At 35.9% G+C, this 18,815-nt stretch carries 15 protein-coding genes and 1 pseudogene; 14 read left to right on the top strand and 2 right to left on the bottom strand.

Features of this window, described 5'->3' with window-relative positions:
• The first annotated feature begins 361 nt into the window (after positions 1 to 361).
• The 12 genes from F6K54_RS12835 (at position 362) to F6K54_RS12780 (ending at position 17,053) form a co-directional block, all read left to right on the top strand.
• Positions 362 to 556 (top strand): hypothetical protein, encoded by a 195-nt coding sequence (locus F6K54_RS12835; RefSeq protein WP_293078039.1) that lies wholly within the window; start codon positions 362 to 364, stop codon positions 554 to 556.
• A gap of 461 nt (positions 557 to 1,017) precedes the next feature.
• Positions 1,018 to 1,194 (top strand): hypothetical protein, encoded by a 177-nt coding sequence (locus F6K54_RS12830; protein ID WP_293078037.1) that lies wholly within the window; start codon positions 1,018 to 1,020, stop codon positions 1,192 to 1,194.
• A gap of 844 nt (positions 1,195 to 2,038) precedes the next feature.
• Positions 2,039 to 2,278 (top strand): hypothetical protein, encoded by a 240-nt coding sequence (locus tag F6K54_RS12825; protein ID WP_202218716.1) that lies wholly within the window; start codon positions 2,039 to 2,041, stop codon positions 2,276 to 2,278.
• A 94-nt stretch (positions 2,279 to 2,372) separates the two neighbouring features.
• Positions 2,373 to 3,542 carry a 2-deoxy-scyllo-inosose synthase gene (locus F6K54_RS12820; protein WP_293078033.1) on the top strand — a complete coding sequence of 390 codons (1,170 nt, stop codon included), beginning with the start codon at positions 2,373 to 2,375 and terminating at the stop codon, positions 3,540 to 3,542.
• A gap of 586 nt (positions 3,543 to 4,128) precedes the next feature.
• Entirely contained in the window at positions 4,129 to 5,349 is a 1,221-nt protein-coding gene (locus F6K54_RS12815; protein ID WP_293078031.1) for an MFS transporter, read from the top strand.
• Between the two features lie 479 nt (positions 5,350 to 5,828).
• Positions 5,829 to 6,875, top strand: a complete 1,047-nt coding sequence (locus tag F6K54_RS12810) for a sulfotransferase domain-containing protein (RefSeq protein ID WP_293078029.1) — start codon at positions 5,829 to 5,831, stop codon at positions 6,873 to 6,875.
• Between the two features lie 1,111 nt (positions 6,876 to 7,986).
• Positions 7,987 to 8,835, top strand: coding sequence for a sugar phosphate isomerase/epimerase (locus tag F6K54_RS12805; RefSeq protein WP_293078027.1), 849 nt, complete (start codon positions 7,987 to 7,989; stop codon positions 8,833 to 8,835).
• A 1,092-nt stretch (positions 8,836 to 9,927) separates the two neighbouring features.
• Positions 9,928 to 10,695, top strand: a complete 768-nt coding sequence (locus F6K54_RS12800) for an SDR family NAD(P)-dependent oxidoreductase (RefSeq protein WP_293078025.1) — start codon at positions 9,928 to 9,930, stop codon at positions 10,693 to 10,695.
• 804 nt (positions 10,696 to 11,499) lie between these two features.
• Positions 11,500 to 12,693 (top strand): MFS transporter, encoded by a 1,194-nt coding sequence (locus F6K54_RS12795; RefSeq protein ID WP_293078023.1) that lies wholly within the window; start codon positions 11,500 to 11,502, stop codon positions 12,691 to 12,693.
• 118 nt (positions 12,694 to 12,811) lie between these two features.
• Positions 12,812 to 12,952: a hypothetical protein gene (locus F6K54_RS12790; protein ID WP_293078021.1), complete on the top strand. Its 141-nt coding sequence runs from the start codon at positions 12,812 to 12,814 to the stop codon at positions 12,950 to 12,952.
• Positions 12,953 to 13,039: 87 nt separating this feature from the next.
• A complete protein-coding gene (locus tag F6K54_RS12785) occupies positions 13,040 to 13,225 on the top strand; it encodes a hypothetical protein (RefSeq protein ID WP_293078019.1) in 186 nt (61 codons plus the stop codon).
• A gap of 168 nt (positions 13,226 to 13,393) precedes the next feature.
• Positions 13,394 to 17,053, top strand: coding sequence for a glycerol-3-phosphate acyltransferase (locus tag F6K54_RS12780; RefSeq protein WP_293078017.1), 3,660 nt, complete (start codon positions 13,394 to 13,396; stop codon positions 17,051 to 17,053).
• Positions 17,054 to 17,182: 129 nt separating this feature from the next.
• Here F6K54_RS12780 and F6K54_RS12775 read toward each other — a convergent pair.
• Positions 17,183 to 17,764, bottom strand: a pseudogene (locus tag F6K54_RS12775) (Uma2 family endonuclease); the annotation flags it as partial.
• 175 nt (positions 17,765 to 17,939) lie between these two features.
• Complete coding sequence (locus tag F6K54_RS12770; protein ID WP_293078015.1) at positions 17,940 to 18,089, bottom strand: hypothetical protein; 150 nt, start codon at positions 18,087 to 18,089, stop codon at positions 17,940 to 17,942.
• A gap of 130 nt (positions 18,090 to 18,219) precedes the next feature.
• Here F6K54_RS12770 and F6K54_RS12765 point away from each other — a divergent pair, with 130 nt between their 5' ends.
• Positions 18,220 to 18,663, top strand: coding sequence for an oxaloacetate decarboxylase (locus tag F6K54_RS12765; protein WP_293078013.1), 444 nt, complete (start codon positions 18,220 to 18,222; stop codon positions 18,661 to 18,663).
• A 58-nt stretch (positions 18,664 to 18,721) separates the two neighbouring features.
• On the top strand, positions 18,722 to 18,815 hold a 94-nt coding region (locus tag F6K54_RS12760), incomplete at its 3' end, for a helix-turn-helix domain-containing protein (protein WP_293078054.1).

Genomic DNA, 18,815 nt, shown 5'->3' with positions numbered 1-18,815 from the left:
TTCTGCAATCCAGAATTCGTATGGGGATAGATTTAATACCATTTTTGATGTTTTAAATTATCTTTTTCGTCAAATATACTTTATTTGAAAGTTTATTTATGATTTTTATTATTCGTAACATTCTTTTTTCAAAATGGTATAAGAAATTATTAAGACATTAAAACAATAGGCTTTTAATTAGAAATCTCCAATAATAAAAAATAAAATCAATTATATCAAATCCGGTTAAACAGTTATAGAATGGTTAAGTCTTTAGAATTCAGCAATTCAGCAATTCAGAATTCATGAGAAGAAAGAATTAGTTTGATATTTAATCAGCAAGCCCTACATTATTGGCTTATGCCTTGATGAAGCGAAACGAGTGTCAGAAATCGCAGAGATTATGCAAATAGACGATGCAGCAATTTCCAATATTCTGTGTCGTATGGAAGTTGTTTGGGAGACTGTTCAACTAGCAGGTTTAGCACAAGCTAAAAAACTATTTCCGTATGGACAAGTCTATGCACTCTCAAGTGCTGCAAGATGTTATCCAACGTGTACAAACAACAATGGATAACTTTCCAAGCCTGACAAAAACGGTAAAACCATTGGTAGACCTGAATTTACAGCCAGGTATTACTATAATTCTTTTAGTTATCCTCAACTATCAAATGCAAATATTGCCAAAAATGCTAACGGTCGTTTTTGTCTAAATCTGCCAAAGATAGGTTTAGTTCGTTTTGTATACAATCGCTCAATACCAGAAGGATTCAAGGTTAAGACAGGAACAGTAATTCGTGAAGTTGATGGATACTATATCAGCTTAACTATAGAACCCCTAACCGTATCTTCATAAATATCAAGTTTTTTTAGCTAGGAGACAGGAGACAGGAGACAGGAGCTAAGAGGGAAGAGGGAAGAGGGAAGAGGAAAGATGTGGGTTCGTGATCATACAAAAAATTCAACACTCCTTCAGATGATTTTTCCTCAAAATTGATACGCGAAAAGACTTGACTACCATAATTATATAGACCTCAAATGGGTTCTATAGAAGATAAGACTGTACCTGTAGAGGTTGTAGAAATTCAACCCACCGAAGATTACTCCAAAGGTATCGATCTAGAATTGTTGCACTATGCTGTTACATCTGATGGAGAATTTATAGAAGTTCCTAAATTTTTCAGGCTCTATGAGCATCAGCTATTTTTTCGGTAGGGAATTAATTTTATCGTTTAACGGGGTGCTGTTTGAACAGATACTATTTTTCATTCAAATAATTGAGTGTAATGAAGAGCAAAATATTGCAGCTTCTAACCAGATAATGCAAAAAATAGCTGATATCATTTCCTGTTGAATAGTTATATAGTTGGAAGTAGGGAAGTGAGACAGTAGGGGAGTGGGGGAATGGGGGGGGTAAGGCAGTAGGGGAGATTAAATATTGAAGTAATTATAGAATTATCAACATATACTATATAAAAATAAAAGGGACATTCTATGATAATTGAGAGTATTTAGGGACAATACTCATCCGATCATTTCAAAATTTCTTTGTTTATTATGACTAATTAACTTTATATAAAACTCCTCTTGATAGTTTAACTTGCGATCATAGCATATTCTCAATAAACCTCTGATTTGATTGATATTTGTAAAAAAATATTGAGAATTTATATCAATTATTTTTAGAGGCTTTAAACTAACCTTTAAGTAAAAAATTGCCAAAAAATAATGCTTTATTTAAGTCCAAATACCTTGACAGCACAATCCAATTTAATAAGTTTTATTCTTAATAATTTATTTATAAATTGGATATAGCCACCATTGCACAGGAAGCGGTTAACAGTGGGAGAACATCAAATCTTTATCAAGAATAATAATGACGATATCTTTTCTAGTTTTTTACTTTTGATAGCTAAAATAGCTTTTGAGCTTGTAGCAATATCAAATACATTAATACGTCTTAATGCGTAGTGCTATCAATGTTTTCAAATTGGACATGACATTATGATAGCCAATTCCATTGCTCCATCAACATTGCGAACAAAAGGAAATTAAGATAATGCGTAAAACAATATTCAATTTAGCAAGAATACAAGTATCTGATTATCACCCAGTGCAACTACTCTTTGAACTACAACAGAAGCTAGAAGGCTTTAACAGAGATGATTTTGCCGAGTTGATGGGAGTGCAACCCCAAACTGTCCGACAATGGTGTAGCAAACGTGGTAATCCCAATCCTCAAGCTAGACAATTAGCTGGTGAAATTAAGGCCAGACTACAACGCGATCGCGTATTGTAGGAAATTGTAGATTGAATCTACTGACATTTTATTTTAATTAGTTCACTATAGAAATCAAGGTAATTAATACTCGATCAACAAAGGAGAACGACTAATGGTTGATTATAACATAACACAAGAATGGACTCCAGGAAAAATGGTTGAACTCAGCACCGAACTGGAAAAACCCAGTCCATTTTATTTTGGATATGATATTAAAGAACATTTTCTCAAAGAATTGTCAAAACACGATATAGACAAAATCTTTTTCTTCTCAGAGCAAAATATGTTTGGACTTTACGGAGAAGAGCTGTTCCACGAACTGAATTCGGAATACAAATGTCTTCTAGAAATGGTTCCCCCTGGTGAGAAATCTAAATATTTCTCAGTTTTAGAACAAGTATGTGAAACATTAGTCACTGAAGGTGTATCTAAAAAATCTCTATTAATTGCCTTTGGTGGAGGAACAGTAGGAAATATTGTCGGTTTGGTTGCTGGATTAATTTATCGTGGAATTCACTTTGTCGAAGTATCTACAACCATGACTGGAATTACTGATAGTACCCTCAGTAACAAACAAGCGGTTAATGGTTTAAGTGGTAAAAATCACTTTGGTCTTTATCATAGTCCTCTGTTTATTTGGGCGGATACAAAGTACCTCAAAACAGAGCCTCCTTTCTCCAAGCGATGTGGCATTATTGAAGGGATTAAAAATGGTTTTATTGCTGAACCTACCTTTTTGGATTATTTAGAAAGAACTCTTAATCCTGAGCTTAATTTTTCTCAGCAGGAGTTAACTGACCTAGCTTATAAAATTATTCTTTCCAAATTAGAAATACTCAAAAAAGATCCAACTGAAAAACATTATGGAATTATTCTAGAGTATGGTCATACGTTTGGTCATGGTTTGGAATGGCTGCTAAAAGGAAAACTATCTCATGGAGAGGCAGTTTCTTATGGTATGAAAATAGTAGCGGAATTAGGGCAAGAACTGGGCTTTATGTCACAAAAAGATGTAGATTTACACCACCACTTTATTGATGAAAAACTCGGATTTAATAATCCTTGGCCTGAGCATGTAACTACTGATTTATTAATGAAGGCGATGATTGCAGATAATAAGAAAACAGGGGACGACCTTCGGTTTGTTATGTTAGAAAAAATCGGTCAATGTTATAATCCAGAAGGAGATTATTTGATGACGGTTGACAATAAAACGGTAGAAAAAGTTCTGGATAATTATATTCGAAAAGCAACTGGAAAAGTTGCACTTGCTACTGTATAATTGAAGTAATTTAACTCTATTTATCCTCAGTTAAAATAGCTCTCAGCACTCAGCACTCAGAAAAGCTGAAAGGGAGTAAAAAATAGGATTATTTATTAAGTGTAATGATGGGAAACAAGAAAACTTTAGGTAAAGGAAAGGGAAAGGAAGAAAAATCACGATTTTATGGGTATTTAATCGTCGAAATACTCCCTTTTCCCCTGTTTCCCTATAACCTCTTCCCTATCTGACAAAGGTTTCCAGTGGGATCGGGAATAAATCCCGGAAGGAGGAGTAGAGTTAATTGCTAGTCTAGCATAAAACTTTAGTAGTCTGCCAAGATTAGTTGAGTATACAGTTTGTTCCTGCAAGGAAGACTAACTGATAACTGATAAGTAATAACTGTAAAATTTGAGTGATATTAAATCTGGTAGCATCGGAGTAATAAGATAGTGAATTGGAATTCAGCAATCCTGCAATCCAGAATCCAGAAGGGAAAAGAACTCTGAATTTTTTCCGCTCTGGGTGAAGATGGAACATTTTTTTATACCGAATTAAACGGATTTGATATGAACTGTCAAAATTCAATTTAAGATGAGAGAGTTTAATGATTAATCAAGGAAGAGTATCTCAAAGCATCAAAAATTCCATCAAAATTTACCAAGAGCCTAATTTTCAGATTATTATTGGAATCACTTTAATTGCACTTTTAGGTGCCGGTGCTATAAGTCCTATTCTTCCTTCAGTAGCTGAAGATTTTAATATTTCTCCCGAACATATTGGTTGGGTAATTTCAGCATTTGTTATTCCTATTACTATTGGTACTCCAATCTCTGGAATATTAGCGGATCGTTATGGCAGAAAGCAAATTTTGATACCTGCTTTACTCTTATTTGCAATTGCTGGAACCATTTGTTCATTAGCTCCCAATTTTCGGACTTTAATAGAGTTTCGTTTTGTACAAGGAATTGGCGCAGCACCACTAGAATCATTAGCTTTAACATTAATTAGCGACCTTTATCGCGGTAAATTACTGACAGCAGCTATGGCTTTTAATGCCATGAGTATTGGTCTTGGTTTAGCTATTTATCCTTTAATTAGTGGTGGGTTAACTACCTGGGGATGGCGTTATCCTTTCTTATTATCTTTGATGGCTATTCCCTTAAGTTTTTGGGTTTTATTTTATTTGAAAATTCCGGCAATACCTCAGCCAAAATCATTTAACTTAAAAAAATATTTGAGAAGCATTTGGCAAAGTATTAATAATTATCAAGTAGGGGGTTTGTTAATAGTAGTTGTTTCTATTTTTATTCTCTCATTTGGTCCTTGTTTAACCTATATTCCTCTATTTGCTGATCGTCAGTTGGGAGCAACTCATATTGTAATCGGAATTATTTTAGCAAGCAGAGCTCTGTCCTTTGCATTTGTTTCATCTCAATTAGGGCTATTTGCCAAGTCCCTATCTGAAGTTACTCTGATCAAAGTTGCATTTGTTATTTATTGTATTGCTTTTATAATTACTCCAACAATTAATAATATCTGGTTGCTATTTATTCCTTCCATTTTATTTGGTTTTGCTCATGGTATGATATTTCCTTCAACTCAGTCTTTATTAGGACAATTATCTCCTGAAGAATATCGAGCAGGTTTTATGGCAGTTAATGCCACAGCTTTATCTTTGGGGCAAGCTTCAGGTCCAATTTTAGCAGGAACTATGTTTACTATTTGGGGAATGCCAGGAGTATTTTATAGCAGCGCAATTTTTTGTTTAATTATTCTTGTTCTGATTAGTTACTTGCTGATAAATACTCCCTCCCTAAAAAGTTGAAAGCAGTTCAAACGGATATCAGTCATCAGTTATCAGTTATAGGTAAACGCGCAGAAAACAGGCAACAGTTCATTAATGGATAATTGATAATGGATAATTGATAATTACCTCTGGTTAAAACCGCTCTTGATTGAATATAAGGAAATATCCTAGCACTTTTTTTCCCCTTAAAAGGGGAGGCTTCAAGGCGCGAATTATTTAATTATTAATTAGTCAATTATTCGGTAATAGTCAAGGATGTAGACTGTTATCCAACATTTTTGAACAAATTTAATTCCAATGTTTGTCAAAATATCAGTACCCACTACTGTTTTACTATACATCCTCGCGATTCGGAGATGGGTAGAAGGCGACCAAATAAGCATTACTATGCACTAAATGGTTAAGATAGCAAGCTGCTTCCATCTCCTATCCAACACAATACACCTGATAACTGTTAACTGATATAAGTTACCAAGTTCACTTAATCCCAAACAACTATGTCTGTAAATATATCTCAAACTTCTGAACGACGAATTTCAGCAAATATATCTCAAACTTCTGAACCACAGATTTCGGCAAATTTATCCCAAACTTCTGACCCAAAAATGAACTGTATGTCGCGCTCATTTGATGTAGGTGCAACGGAAGATTTTTACACTTCCACTATTATTACAAAGAATGGGATGGAAAATGTATTTAATCATTTTTTACCTAGAAATAGTGATATTTATGTAGCAACTTATCCAAAGTCTGGTACAACTTGGACTATATCAATAATGGAGCATTTAGTAAAAAAAGTTCCTGAAAAAGGTATTTCATTTGGCTTTAGTGCTGAAGAATTTTCTCCTTGGTTAGAATTGGCTGCAAGTCAAGAAAACTGGCGTTCAAGATTTTCAAAGTTTGAAAAGGATGCATCTCCACGATTTTTTAAATCCCATACTACTTTAGGTTTAATCAAACAACCAGCAAGAATAATTCAATGTTTAAGAAATCCTTTAGATACATTTGTTTCTGCATGGCATCATGTTAGAGGAAAAGAAGTTTTTGAGTATAACGGATCGTGGAATCATTTCTTTACTAAAGTAATGCTAGAAGGAAAATTTGAGAGCGGTGATTGGTTTGACTATCACGAAGAATTTCTCAAAGCTTCTCAAGAAGGAAAAATTGAGGCATTATTTTTAAGGTATGAAGACATGAAAAAAGATAATGCTATTTCCGCTATACATGAACTTGCTAAGTTTATTGGGGTTGAGTCCTATGATGCTGAAGAAATATCGAGAGCTACTAATTTTACAAAGATGAAAGAAAAATCAAATCAGGGGCACATTGAGAAAAATGGAAGCTTATCTGATGTTTTGGTTTCTCAAGAAGTTGGTGATAAAAATACTCCATCTAAGGCACATATACGCAAAGGAATTATAGGAGATTGGAAAAATTATTTGAGTGATAGCGAGCTGAATTTGTGGCGGAATTATGTACAGATGAAAAAAGAAACCTGTCCCCATGTAATAGATTTCTTTTCTTTAGAAGATTTACTTTGTTAATTTTATGTAATTTTTCCTCCTAGCAATTATTTAATAGGGAATAGAGCAGAAGAATCAATTCATTACTCACTATTTCCTATTCCCTTTAACTGTTGATTACCCCCAATGGATTTTATAGCTTTCAGATATCTATTTAGGGTTTGCTGAAAAAGTCGGCGTTGCTGATTTTGGGTATGATTTGATAATTTTATATTTTTGATTTTGTATTTTGGATGGTTTGAACTACTTGTTATATCATGTCCGGATAATTAGTGATAAAAAAACCTTTTCTCTTCTCACCTTTTCTTTCCTTCTGCCTCCTGCCTCCAGCATAGCTGCCTTACCTCCTCCAAAGTGTAAGTATTCAACCGGACATGATATTAATATTAACTGTTCCCAGATCCGGTGTTCCCTCCATACCTATAAACCTACTTTCATACCTTAATTCAGGAATGCCGCTGAAAAAGTCTTATGGGTGAGGGTAGGAGACAGGAGACAACCCACCCCTCGCCCCTCCCAGGAGGGGAGGGCTAATTCATTGTCACGAGAGAAAAAAGAAGTAGGGGAGTGGGGGAGTGGGGGAGTAGGGGAGTGGGGGAGTAAAGTCAATTCATCGTCAAGAGAGAAAAATTGTATCCTTTGAAATTTTGAAATTTCGTACATCTTAACTAGAATTAGTTAACCAAAAATATAGTGTTGTAAATATTCTCGCTACGACAATGAATTAGCCCTGCCTCCTGGGAGGGGAAGATAGGAGAAATGGAAATTATAGAGGAGGTAGTTTTCATTAATGGATAATGGATAATTGATAATTACCTCTGGTTAAAACCGCTCTTGATTGAAGATAAGGAGATATTATTTCTTTTTTTCCCCTTAAAAGGGGAGGCTTTAAACCAGAATTATTTAATTATTAATAATTAATAATTAATAATTCGGTAAAAATTGTCCCTTGATTTTTCTGTCATAATCATCCCAAAATACTAGCTTTTTTAGCTTTTTAGACCGAAAACAGGCGCACTTTTTTCGACCCAAAAAGGCTGAATCCAATATCATTCAATGCTTTGATATTTAATCAGTAAGCCCTATTTATACCCAAGAGCAGCGATACTTAATTTAATTTTTTTGTAATATTATGGATGATAAAATGAGTCTAAATGTACAGCAAAAAATCGGCGTTACTACCTGGATATTTGGTCAGAATAAATTAGAAAAAACTGCCAATATTATTTCAGACATGGGTTTCGATGGAGTCGAATTATATATAGATATTAATCAAACTCAACCCCAAAATGTGAAAGATATTTTGGCAGATAATGGGTTAGAAATATTCTCCATGACTCCTAGTAATGTAGATTTGGGAAGTAGCGATCGCCAAATAAGAATGGCAGCTCTAGATTACTATAAAAAGTTAATTGATTATGGAGTAGAATTAGGTAATCCTATCATTACTTGCCATGAATATATTCAGAGTCAGATGGGAACTACTTATGCAGGTTCGAGAGATAATTTAATTGCTTCTTGCCAAGAATTAGCATTTTATGCAGAAAAAGCACAAATAAAATTAGGTTTTGAACCTCTGAATCGTTATTTATGTCGTTTCATTCTGAATAGCAATGATGTCTTATCTTTACTGGCAGAAATTAACTCGCCAAATATGACTGTTATTCTAGATACATATCATGGCAATTTAGAAGAAGCAAATTTAGTTCAAGCAATTCAAAGATGTGGGGATAAACTGAGTGTTTATCAAATCGCTGATTCTAACAGAAAAGGCATTGGTTTTGGTCATACTAATTTTGCCGAACATTTCGACGCACTTGATGAAATAAAATTCTCTGGTCCGATAATTCTTGAATGTGCTCAACCTCGACAAACACCAGGTTCAAAAGAAGAGATTGATTTGGATGAACTTAAATTTCATTTGTCAGTCAGTAAAAATTGGATTATGAATCAAACAAAAGTATTAGTTGCTAATAGTTGATTTATAGTTTTAGTTGCAATAGATGTAGGTTTGGTTGAGCTGCTCACAGGGATTATGCCACGGATATACGGATTAAATTGATAATTGATAATTGATAATTACCTCTAGTTAAAACCGTTACGGAATTGAATATAAGGAAATATTATTTCGTAAGCATTCAGCCGTCAGCTAGCCTCCTATGATCGGAACTGCGTTATCAGCAATCAGCTATTGCTTTTAGTTTAGGATAAAAGCTTTATTAATTCTCTTACTACAAAAGTTGGCTCCCTTGCCCTTAAAGTCAGTTGTTAATTTAAACATTGTATTTAAGGAGAGAGTATTCTTACTGTTAACGCAGTTCCTCCGGAGGAGGCTAGCTAGCAGCTAATAGCTGTTTGCGCAGCATTCCGTAGAAAATGCTTACATTATTTCTGTTTTTCCCCTTAAAAGAGTCGGCTTTAAACCAGAATTATTTAATTATTAATTATATCAAATCCGTTTTATTGAACATAAAAAAATTCTCCAATCGTCATAACTACGCTCATCTTTGTAATTCTCTCTCCTCCTGACTCCTGACTCCTGACTCCTCCTGGCTTAACCATTCTATGGCTGTTTAACCGGATTTGATATTATTCGGTAACGCACCATTTTTACTTAGGGCTTGCTGATTAAATATCAAAGTATTGACAGATAAAGGTTTTAGCATTTTTTTGTCTAAAAAAGTGCCAGCTTTTCGGCGGAAAGAGCTGCTTAACGAAGTCAGAAGTCAGAAGTCAGAAGTTAACCCACCCCTAACCCCTCCCAGGAGGGGGATGCGTGAGCAACTCTCCAAAAATATTGCGCCTTAAAAGGCGGGGTTTTAGACCCATGTTGTTTTGATAAAGCTAGTATTTTGGGACGATTATGGCAGAAAAATCACTCTGACAATTTTTCCGACTACCTCCTCTATAATTCCCCTGACTCCTGACTCCTGTCTCCTGTCTCCTACCCCTACTAAAAGACTTTTGAGCGCAAACCCTACTTATTGTTGTTGGGTTTCCTACGTCTACCCAACCTACGCTTATTGCTTCCTTTAAACCCTACGAATTAAAATTAAAATTAGGAGAAAATAAAATGAATCCCATCTATCAAGACTTAAAAGAAAAACATATTTTAATTACTGGTGGCAGTAATGGAATTGGCGAATCTCTAACTAAAACATTTGCCGAACAAGCAGCAGAAGTTACCATTTTAGATAAAGATTATGAAAGAGGTTTAAAAGTAGCTGAAGAATGCGAACAATATCATTGTAAAGTCAACGTCTATGAAATAGATTTAACTGATAGTGAAGCTTTAACAGAAACTTTAGCTAAAGTTAAAAAAGACAAACCAGTAGTAAATGTTTTAATTAACAATGCAGGTTATGACCCCAGATATAACTTGTTAGAAATGTCAGCACAAGAATGGAATGATTTATTTCAATTAAATGTTGTACATTATTTCATCACCTGTCGGGAATTATTACCAGAAATGATTAATGTTGGTGGCGGTAGTATTATTATGACAAGTTCTCACCTAGTTTGGATTGCTAAACCAGATATGGTTGCTTACAATGCCACAAAAGCAGCAATAGTAGGTATGGTTAGGACTTTAGCAGAAGCAGTTGGGAAACATCATATTCGGGTAAATTCTGTAGCACCAGGTTGGATAATGACGGAAAGGCAACTGCAACAGTGGGTGACACCAGAAGCAAAACATAAGACTGTACATGAATTACAATCAATTCCCATAGAATTAACACCCCAAGAATTAGTAGGAACATATTTATTTCTCGCTTCCGATACATCCAGAGCAATAACTCGTCAGACCATAGTTGTAGATGCAGGGTATGCACAGACTTAATACACAACTCAAAAGTCAAAAGTCAAAAGTTAAAAGTAAGAATCTGACCTGGTTTAGTTATTGTTCTGTTTTGGCTTTGTTGGATGAAAGTAGGGTTGTTAACATCCATTGCGCAGCTTAATCCCTCTGTTTCGCTATTATTGATGTTCTATTGATCTATTGTCCAATAGTTATTGCTCTGCACTGCCAAGCGATCGCTATACACAACTCAAAAGTTAAAAGTCAAAAGTTAAAAGTAAGAATCTGACCTGGTTCAGTTATTGTTCTGTTTTGGCTTTGTTGGATGAAAGTAGGGTTGTTAACATCCATTGCGCAGCTTAATCGCTTTGTTTCGCGATTATTGATGTTCTATTGATCTATTGTCCAATAGTTATTGCTCTGTCTATAAAACCTCAAAGCCTTTACAAGTAAAAATTTCAGCATTTTTATGTCAAACATTGACGTTCTATTGATCTATTGTCCAATAGTTACAGCAGTTTCCGCACGTTATGAAGTACATATGCGGAGCAAGTGCGGCAGCTATATACTTTCATGCAATAAAGCCTTCTGTTTTTGTTAGGTTGCGCAGTTGTTTTTTTCTTTCCTTTCCTTTCCTTTCCTTTCCTTCGGAATGCTGCACAAACGGAATGCTGCACAAACGGAATGCTGCGCAAAATTCAACCTACAAATATACCAATACTTACGCAAAAGATGAAAATATACACTATTTGTAGGGGTTAACGACCGTTAATTCCTACTATTTTTGGTGCTTATGCGTAAGTCTTGATAATATAATAAACAAAGACTATGTCTCAAAAATAAACTATGGGTATTAACAAAACTTTATTAATTATGGCAATGGTTGGTGGAGCTGCAGTTGCCAATCTATATTACAATCAACCCCTATTAGCAATAATTGCCGAAAGCTTCCATGCTCCTACTCAGCAAGTTGGGTTAATTCCCATGATGACACAAATCGGTTATGCCTTGGGATTACTGCTATTTGTACCCTTGGGCGATATCATAGAACGACGACGCTTAATTGTGACAATGCTGATAGCAACCGCTATAGCATTACTAACAGCAGCTATATCTCCTAATATTAGTTGGTTAATTGTTGCTAGTTTACTTATTGGTATGACTACAATTGTTCCCCAACTTGTTGTACCTTTTGCGGCTTTTTTAGTAGAACCGGGAAAGCGTGGCAAAGCTGTCGGAACTGTGATGAGTGGTTTATTCATTGGGGTTGTTTTAGCTAGAATGACTAGCGGATTCGTCGGAGCAAATTTTGGTTGGCGAGCAATATATTTCTTTGCTAGTGGGTTGATGATTTTAATAGCAGTAGTATCAAAATCTGTACTGCCAAAAGCAAAACCCTCTGTTACTCTCTCATACCCAAAATTGATTCTTTCTTTGGGGAAAGTAATTCGAGAACAATTATTATTGCGACAAGCAGCTTTAATTGGGGCAATGTCTTTTGCTGCTAATAGTATTTTCTGGAGTACAATGGCATTTTTCCTGAAAGCGCCACCCCTAAACTACAGTAGTCAAGTAGCAGGAATGTTTGGTTTGGTTGGTATTGTTGGAGCTATAGCAGCGGTAATTGCTGGTAGAATGGCAGATCGAAAAAATCCTAGATTGATTTCTATGTTAGGTGTTGTGATTTCTAGTTCATCATTTTTAGTATTTTCTGTAGCAAGATATGAATTATGGGGTTTAATTTTGGGAGTGATGTTGTTAGATTTAGGAGTGCAGACAACTCAAATCTCTAACCAAGCACAAATTTATAGTTTGCCTGCCAAAATACATAGTCGTCTGAATACAGTTTATATGGTTTCTTATTTTGTGGGAGGAGCTATGGGTTCTTACTGTGGTAACTATGCTTGGAGCAGTTGGCAATGGAACGGAGTTTGTGGCATTGCTTTATCTGTTCTCGTTTCAGCTTTGAGTATTTTATTCTTGACAATTTTCAGGAAAAAACCAAAGCAACAACTTTTGAATCCTAGATTGACAAGATGAAACTTTATATGATCAGGACTTACCCATGCAACTCCCTTGAAAACGTCATATGTAGGGGCTTTCTGGCATTCGCCCTCACTGGATTTACTGTCCGTGCGTAAGTTGTGATTATGTCAGTTTGAATGCTCATCATAAAAAATGGGATGGCGTAGGTTTGGTTGAGCAAAAGCTTGATACTAATCAATCTGTTATGGGTACTTTAGCAAAAAATATATTAATAATAGCATTAAACCCTTATAGAGTAGAAGTTTTACATTGAATTAACCTGTAACAAAGCCCAGAAACAGATAAAATTTTGGTAGATTGTATACTGCAAAGTAGGTAGTTCACTAAGTAGACAAAAACAATGAGTTTACAAACGACTGATTTAATGTTAATCGCTGATGGAGAAGCAGCACCTGTGGAGGCCAAAACTCCACCACGAAAACCAAAATTGTATGACACATTTAATTATATAGCTAACCCTGATCGCTTTTGTCGTGAAAACTTTGAAAAATATGGTCCTATGAAGAGTTCATTAATTGATAATTGATAATTACCTCTGGTTTAAACCGTTACGGAATTGAATATAAGGAATATTTTCTTTTTTTTCCCCTTAAAAGAGGAGCTTTCAAGGCGCGAATTATTTAATTATTCGGTAATTCTAAATTCTAAATTCTAAATTCTAAATTCTTGAACTCATTTACCTGCAATTTTCTGTATGTACATATTAGTCTTAGTATTGTTTCTAGCTATCTGCTTTTGTCTCGGCGCTCTCCCACTCACTGGTTTAATAGTTAAAACTCTGGCAAATATCGACCTCAAAAAAGTTGGTACGGGTAATGTTAGTGTGGCAGCAGCGTTTACTCACGCGCCGAAACCAGTGGCAATAACAGCAGTATTAGCAGAAATAGTTAGAGGTATTGCGCCAGTTTTAATAGCAAAAGTGTTATTTCCAGAGATTGTTGCCTTGCAGTTAGCGGGGTTAATTTTTTTAGTTTTAGGTAGATATTTTATTGCTAAAGGTGGCGGTGTGACTAATGCTAGTTGGGGAGTTTTGCTTTATTCTCCTGTGGTGGCATTGGGTTCGGGAATTACAGGTTTTTTAATATTAGTAATTGGAAAAAAAATATTTCCTCAAAAAAATCAAAATATCCGACAATGGGCAGCTCGTCTGGGGTGTCTCGGTAGTTTTTTATGGGTATTATTATTTCGCCAGGAGGCATCTTTTTTTGAACTTTTCGCAGCATTAGGATTGGCAATTATATTAGTAGTAATAAATCTGAGGCAAAGTGATGATATGGCTTTACAAAAACAATCTATATTTTCTCTCGATAGTGAACTAGATGGCAAAATATGTGGGGAGAAAGCAGCTAGATTAGCTCAATTGAAAAAAGCTGGCTTTAATGTTGTTAAAGGTTTTGTTTTACCTGCAATTCAAGCAGGTACTCGAGGCAATTGGAATAGGGAAGTTGATTCTTCATTACCTACTATCAACTACTCTTCATCAGAGGTGGATAAAATTGAAGATAAGTTAGATAAAATGTCTATTAATTTTCCTCTAATTGTTCGTTCTTCTGCTGTGGGGGAAGATAGTGATAATAGTTCGGCTGCCGGACAATATAAAACTATTTATCCGGTGAAAAATAAAACGGAATTATTAGAGGCAATTAATATTTGTTGTCAATCTTATTGGTTGCCAGAAGCTGTTGTTTATCGTCGGCAAAGAGAAATTCCTGATGCGGAAATGGCGGTATTAATTCAGCCTTATATTATTAGTCAAGTTGCTGGAGTAATGTTTACTCGTAATCCTTTAGATGGTGGTGCAAAAATAATTATTGAAGCTCTGCCAGGAGGTGCAGATAAAGTTGTGGGTGGGCAGTTTAGTCCGGTACATTTAGAAATTGTTGAAGAAGGAAGAGGGAAGAAGGAAGAGGGAAGAAGGAAGAGGGAAGAAGGAAAAGAGAAGAAGGAAGAGGGAAGAAGGAAGAGGGAAGAAGGAAGAGGGAAGAAGGAAGAGGGAAGAGGGAAGAAGGAAGAAGGAAAAGGGAAGAAGTGGATGGTTACTCAAACTTCAACCAATTTTAAACAGCCTGTAGACTACAGGGTATTAAACCTAAAAGAAAAAGATAATAATCAATCTTTAGAAGAAGGAAGAGGGAAGAAGGAAGGAGGAAGAAGGAAGGAGGAAGAAGGAAGAGGAAAAAAGTGGATTGTGACTCAAACTTCAACCAATTTTAAACAGCCTGTAGACGACAGGGTATTAAACCTAAAAGAAAAAGATAAAAATCAATCTTTAGAAGAAGGAAGAGGGAAGAAGGAAGAGGGAAGAAGGAAGGAGGAAGAAGGAAGAGGGAAGAAGTGGATTGTGACTCAAACTTCAACTAATTTTAAACAGCCTGTAGACGACAGACTATTAAATCCAAAAGAAAAAGATAATAATCAATCTTTAGAACAGGTAAAAAATCAGGATATTTTACCTGAAGAAGTTATTCAAGAATTGGTAAATCAAGCAGAAGCAATTGAAGCCTTTTTTCATGGCTTACCCCAGGATATTGAATGGTGTTGGGATGGTGAAAAAATTTGGATTTTACAAAGTCGCCCCATTACTAATCTCAGACCAATTTGGACGCGAACTATTGCAGCGGAGGTAATTCCAGGGGCAATTCATCCTTTGACTTGGTCGATAAATCGTCCTTTGACTTGTGGAGTTTGGGGAGAAATATTTACTATTGTTTTAGGGGAAAAGGTAGCAAAATTAGATTTTACTGAAACGGCAACTTTGCTCGGTTCTCATGCTTATTTTAATGCTACTTTGTTAGGAGAAATTTTTAGAATGATGGGATTGCCGGAGCAGGGTTTGGAGTTTTTATTACGAGGGCAAAAAATGGGAAAACCTCCTTTAGGAAAAGTGTTACCTTCTTTGCCTGGTTTGTGGAGATTGATTAAAAAAGAAATGGCAGTTGACCGCGAGTTTGAACGCGACTATTATCAAATTTTTGTTCCTGCTTTACAAAGTTTAGAAAATAATTTCAAGCAAAATTCATCTCAGTCTTTATCAGAATTATTAGACCAAGCGGAACAAATTCAAGTATGGTTAAAACCGATTACTTTTTATAATATTTTGGGTCCTATAGGATTGGCAATTAGGCGATCGCTCTTCCGAGTTTCTGAGGAATGGTTGCCTACTGATACTGCACCGGAAATTGTTTCGATTCGAGAATTACAAAAATTGGCAGTTAAGTTAAGAATGGCAACTAATTCTGATGGAGAAATAGAGGCAGAATTTGAGCAAAATCAGAAATTACAATGGGAGTTTCAGCAATGGTTAGAAAGTTATGGTTATTTGAGTGAGGTTGGTACGGATATTGCTGTAGAGACTTGGCAAGAAAAACCTGATATTTTTCGGTATTTATTGTTAACTATGGCTCGAAAAGATGGAAGTAAAAAAGATGAAGTCTTGGATAATACTTTAAATTGGTGGCAGAGGTGGCGACTGGCGCAATGTGCAAAGCGTGCGAGAACTAAAGGTAAAATTGCTGAGGTTTATGGGAAACTTTTGGCTTATTTACGATTGACGTTTTTGGCAATAGAAATAGAAGTTAAAAGTCAAAAGTCAAGAGTCAAAAGTGATGATTTAGAAGTTAAAAGTCAAAAGTCAAAAGTCAAAAGTGATGATTTAGAAGAAAATTTAGAGGTTTTTGAAGAAAAGGGTGATATTTTTTATTTGGAATTTGAGGAAATTAGGCAATTGATTTTATCTACAGTGGGTTTGGTTGAGGAAGGAAACTCAACAAAAAGATCCCCCCTAACCCCCCTTGAGAAGGGGGGGATGTTTGAAGAACAAAACAGAACAGAATTTAACACTGTTACACCTAATGACGAGCGATCGCCCCAGCTCCGCAGCTCCCCCACTCCCCTACTCCCCTACTCCCTTACTCCCCTACTCAGACAAAGAAAGGAAGAGTTGGAAAAAGACCGCGATCGCCTAGTTCCCTCGGTAGTTTACGGCAATGTCTTACCAAAGGAAAATCCAGAAATTGCAGCGACTCCTGAGAATGCCTCTATTTTGTTAGGTATACCTGCGAGTGTTGGTTGTGTGGAAGGTTATGTCAAGGTTTGTCGGAGTTTAGAAGTAAATCTTGCTGAATCGGAAAATCTAATTATAGTTGTGCCTTATACGGATGCAGGTTGGGCACCTTTGTTGTTGAAGGCAAAAGGTATTATTGCTGAAGTGGGAGGGCAGTTGTCCCATGGAGCTATTATTGCGCGGGAATATGGCATTCCGGCAGTAATGAATGTTTCAGGAGCAATGACTCGTTTACAGGATGGGCAAAAAGTTAGGGTAGATGGGTATCGGGGAACGGTAGAATTTATTTAGGGTTTGCTGAAAAAATTGGTTGGTGGGGGTAGGACACGGGGACACGGAGACGCGGAGACGCGGGGATGAGGAGATGGGGGCGATTCGTGATTCGCCCTTACAGGAGGGAAGAGAATTTAGGAAGAGATTTCAATCCTTGGTTATCCCAGGCACTTTTCGATAGATTAATTCAATCTGACAATTAAAATCTAAACTAGCAAAATTAACTTTTTCTCCTCTATTATAAGTTTGAGAAATCCAAATTCCTTGTTCATTTTCCCGAAAACATTCTATGCTCATCTCAGACTGATTAACTAATACATATTCTTGTAAACTTGTAGCAGTTTGATAATCAGCAAATTTATCTCCTCTATCAAATTTAGCTGTGCTTGGAGACAAAATTTCTATGATTAAATAAGGATAAAGAATAAAGTCTTCATTTGAACTTAAATCCCGTTCATCACAAGTTATAGCGCTACAAGTTTAGGTTAGGACATTCCTAAATCCACCAAACCCACTCACAATTTACTGTTGCCTGTTGCCTAGCGCGTAGCGCTATACTACGACATCAGGATAATAATAACAGTTAGCTTCTTCAAGTCGGACTTTAATATCGGAAGTAAGTACAACACAGTCATTATCGCGCAGATGAATATTCAGTTCTGTGGCTAAATTACTAGCAATAATAACGTGAGATTTCTTTGCCCCTACCATTGCATAAATTTGGCCTCGTCTATACTCATATCATGTCCGGTAGCATCGGTCTTGTATAGTAAATAGGCAACAGGCAACAGGCAACAGGCAACAGGCAAGAAAAAAACTTAAATTTCCTGTAGATATCCACGCTAACTTTTACACAAACGATACCAACGGACATGATATCATCAGGACTTACGCATTAACGCTATTAGTAGGGTGTGTTAGCGGTAGCGTAACTGAGCGAAACTCTATATATAGTGCCTTTGCGTAAGTCCTGCTCATGTTTAATCGGACTTTCTCGCTCTCCTACTAAATAGTCTTCTGGAGAAACATAGAATTGATTTTGGTTAGCTACCATTAAGTTTTAGTCTGCTATTTATATTGTTATATTATATCAATGTATTTTAACGGGAAATGTTTTTGGAGGGCTGTTTAAAATCCCCGAAAAACAACTTCCAACTTCTTTAACATATTTATTCTGAGAGGTTATGATGACTACAGGCCAAAAGTTACGTCAAATGTTAGAACAACCAGGTATTCTAGTGCTGCCTGGAGTTTATGATTGTATTGGAGCAAAAATTGTAGAACAGATAGGGTTTTCTGCTGTGTTTACCAGTGGGTTTGGCATTTCTGGTTCCACTCTTGGTCGCCCTGATTATGGTTTTCTTACTGCTACAGAAATGCTCTACACTGTGAGGCGTATTACTGAGTCAGTGAATATTCCTTTGGTAGCAGATATTGATACTGGATATGGCAACCCGTTAAATGTGATTAGAACTGTTACCGATATTGTCGATATGGGAGTTGCCGGAATTATTTTGGAAGACCAAGAATGGCCGAAAAAGTGCGGTCATTTTGAGGGTAAGCGAGTAATTCCAATGGCGGAACACATAGAGAAAATTAAAGCAGCAGTTCATGCTAGGGGTAATTAACAGCTTGACATAATCTATGATTATCTATTACAATCTATGATTATCCATACTTTATTTTATGCTACTAGGATTCAAAACTGAGTTACACCCTACAAATCGGCAAAAAACGTTACTGGCTAAACACGCAGGTGTAGCCCGTCATGCTTATAATA

It is taken from the genome of Okeania sp. SIO3B5, assembly GCF_010692555.1.
GTDB lineage: Bacteria > Cyanobacteriota > Cyanobacteriia > Cyanobacteriales > Microcoleaceae > Okeania.
The sequence above is the reverse complement of the archived record's forward strand: the minus strand, read 5'-3'. Positions and strand labels throughout refer to the sequence as shown.

Bases quoted from the DNA above. Each gene is read 5' to 3' on its own strand.
- F6K54_RS12830 (WP_293078037.1), top strand. From the start codon at position 1,018: ATGGGTTCTATAGAAGATAAGACTGTACCTGTAGAGGTTGTAGAAATT.
- F6K54_RS12825 (WP_202218716.1), top strand. From the start codon at position 2,039: ATGCGTAAAACAATATTCAATTTAGCAAGAATACAAGTATCTGATTAT.
- F6K54_RS12820 (WP_293078033.1), top strand. From the start codon at position 2,373: ATGGTTGATTATAACATAACACAAGAATGGACTCCAGGAAAAATGGTT.
- F6K54_RS12815 (WP_293078031.1), top strand. From the start codon at position 4,129: ATGATTAATCAAGGAAGAGTATCTCAAAGCATCAAAAATTCCATCAAA.
- F6K54_RS12810 (WP_293078029.1), top strand. From the start codon at position 5,829: ATGTCTGTAAATATATCTCAAACTTCTGAACGACGAATTTCAGCAAAT.
- F6K54_RS12805 (WP_293078027.1), top strand. From the start codon at position 7,987: ATGGATGATAAAATGAGTCTAAATGTACAGCAAAAAATCGGCGTTACT.
- F6K54_RS12800 (WP_293078025.1), top strand. From the start codon at position 9,928: ATGAATCCCATCTATCAAGACTTAAAAGAAAAACATATTTTAATTACT.
- F6K54_RS12795 (WP_293078023.1), top strand. From the start codon at position 11,500: ATGGGTATTAACAAAACTTTATTAATTATGGCAATGGTTGGTGGAGCT.
- F6K54_RS12785 (WP_293078019.1), top strand. From the start codon at position 13,040: ATGAGTTTACAAACGACTGATTTAATGTTAATCGCTGATGGAGAAGCA.
- F6K54_RS12780 (WP_293078017.1), top strand. From the start codon at position 13,394: ATGTACATATTAGTCTTAGTATTGTTTCTAGCTATCTGCTTTTGTCTC.
- F6K54_RS12770 (WP_293078015.1), bottom strand. From the start codon at position 18,089: ATGGTAGCTAACCAAAATCAATTCTATGTTTCTCCAGAAGACTATTTA.
- F6K54_RS12765 (WP_293078013.1), top strand. From the start codon at position 18,220: ATGATGACTACAGGCCAAAAGTTACGTCAAATGTTAGAACAACCAGGT.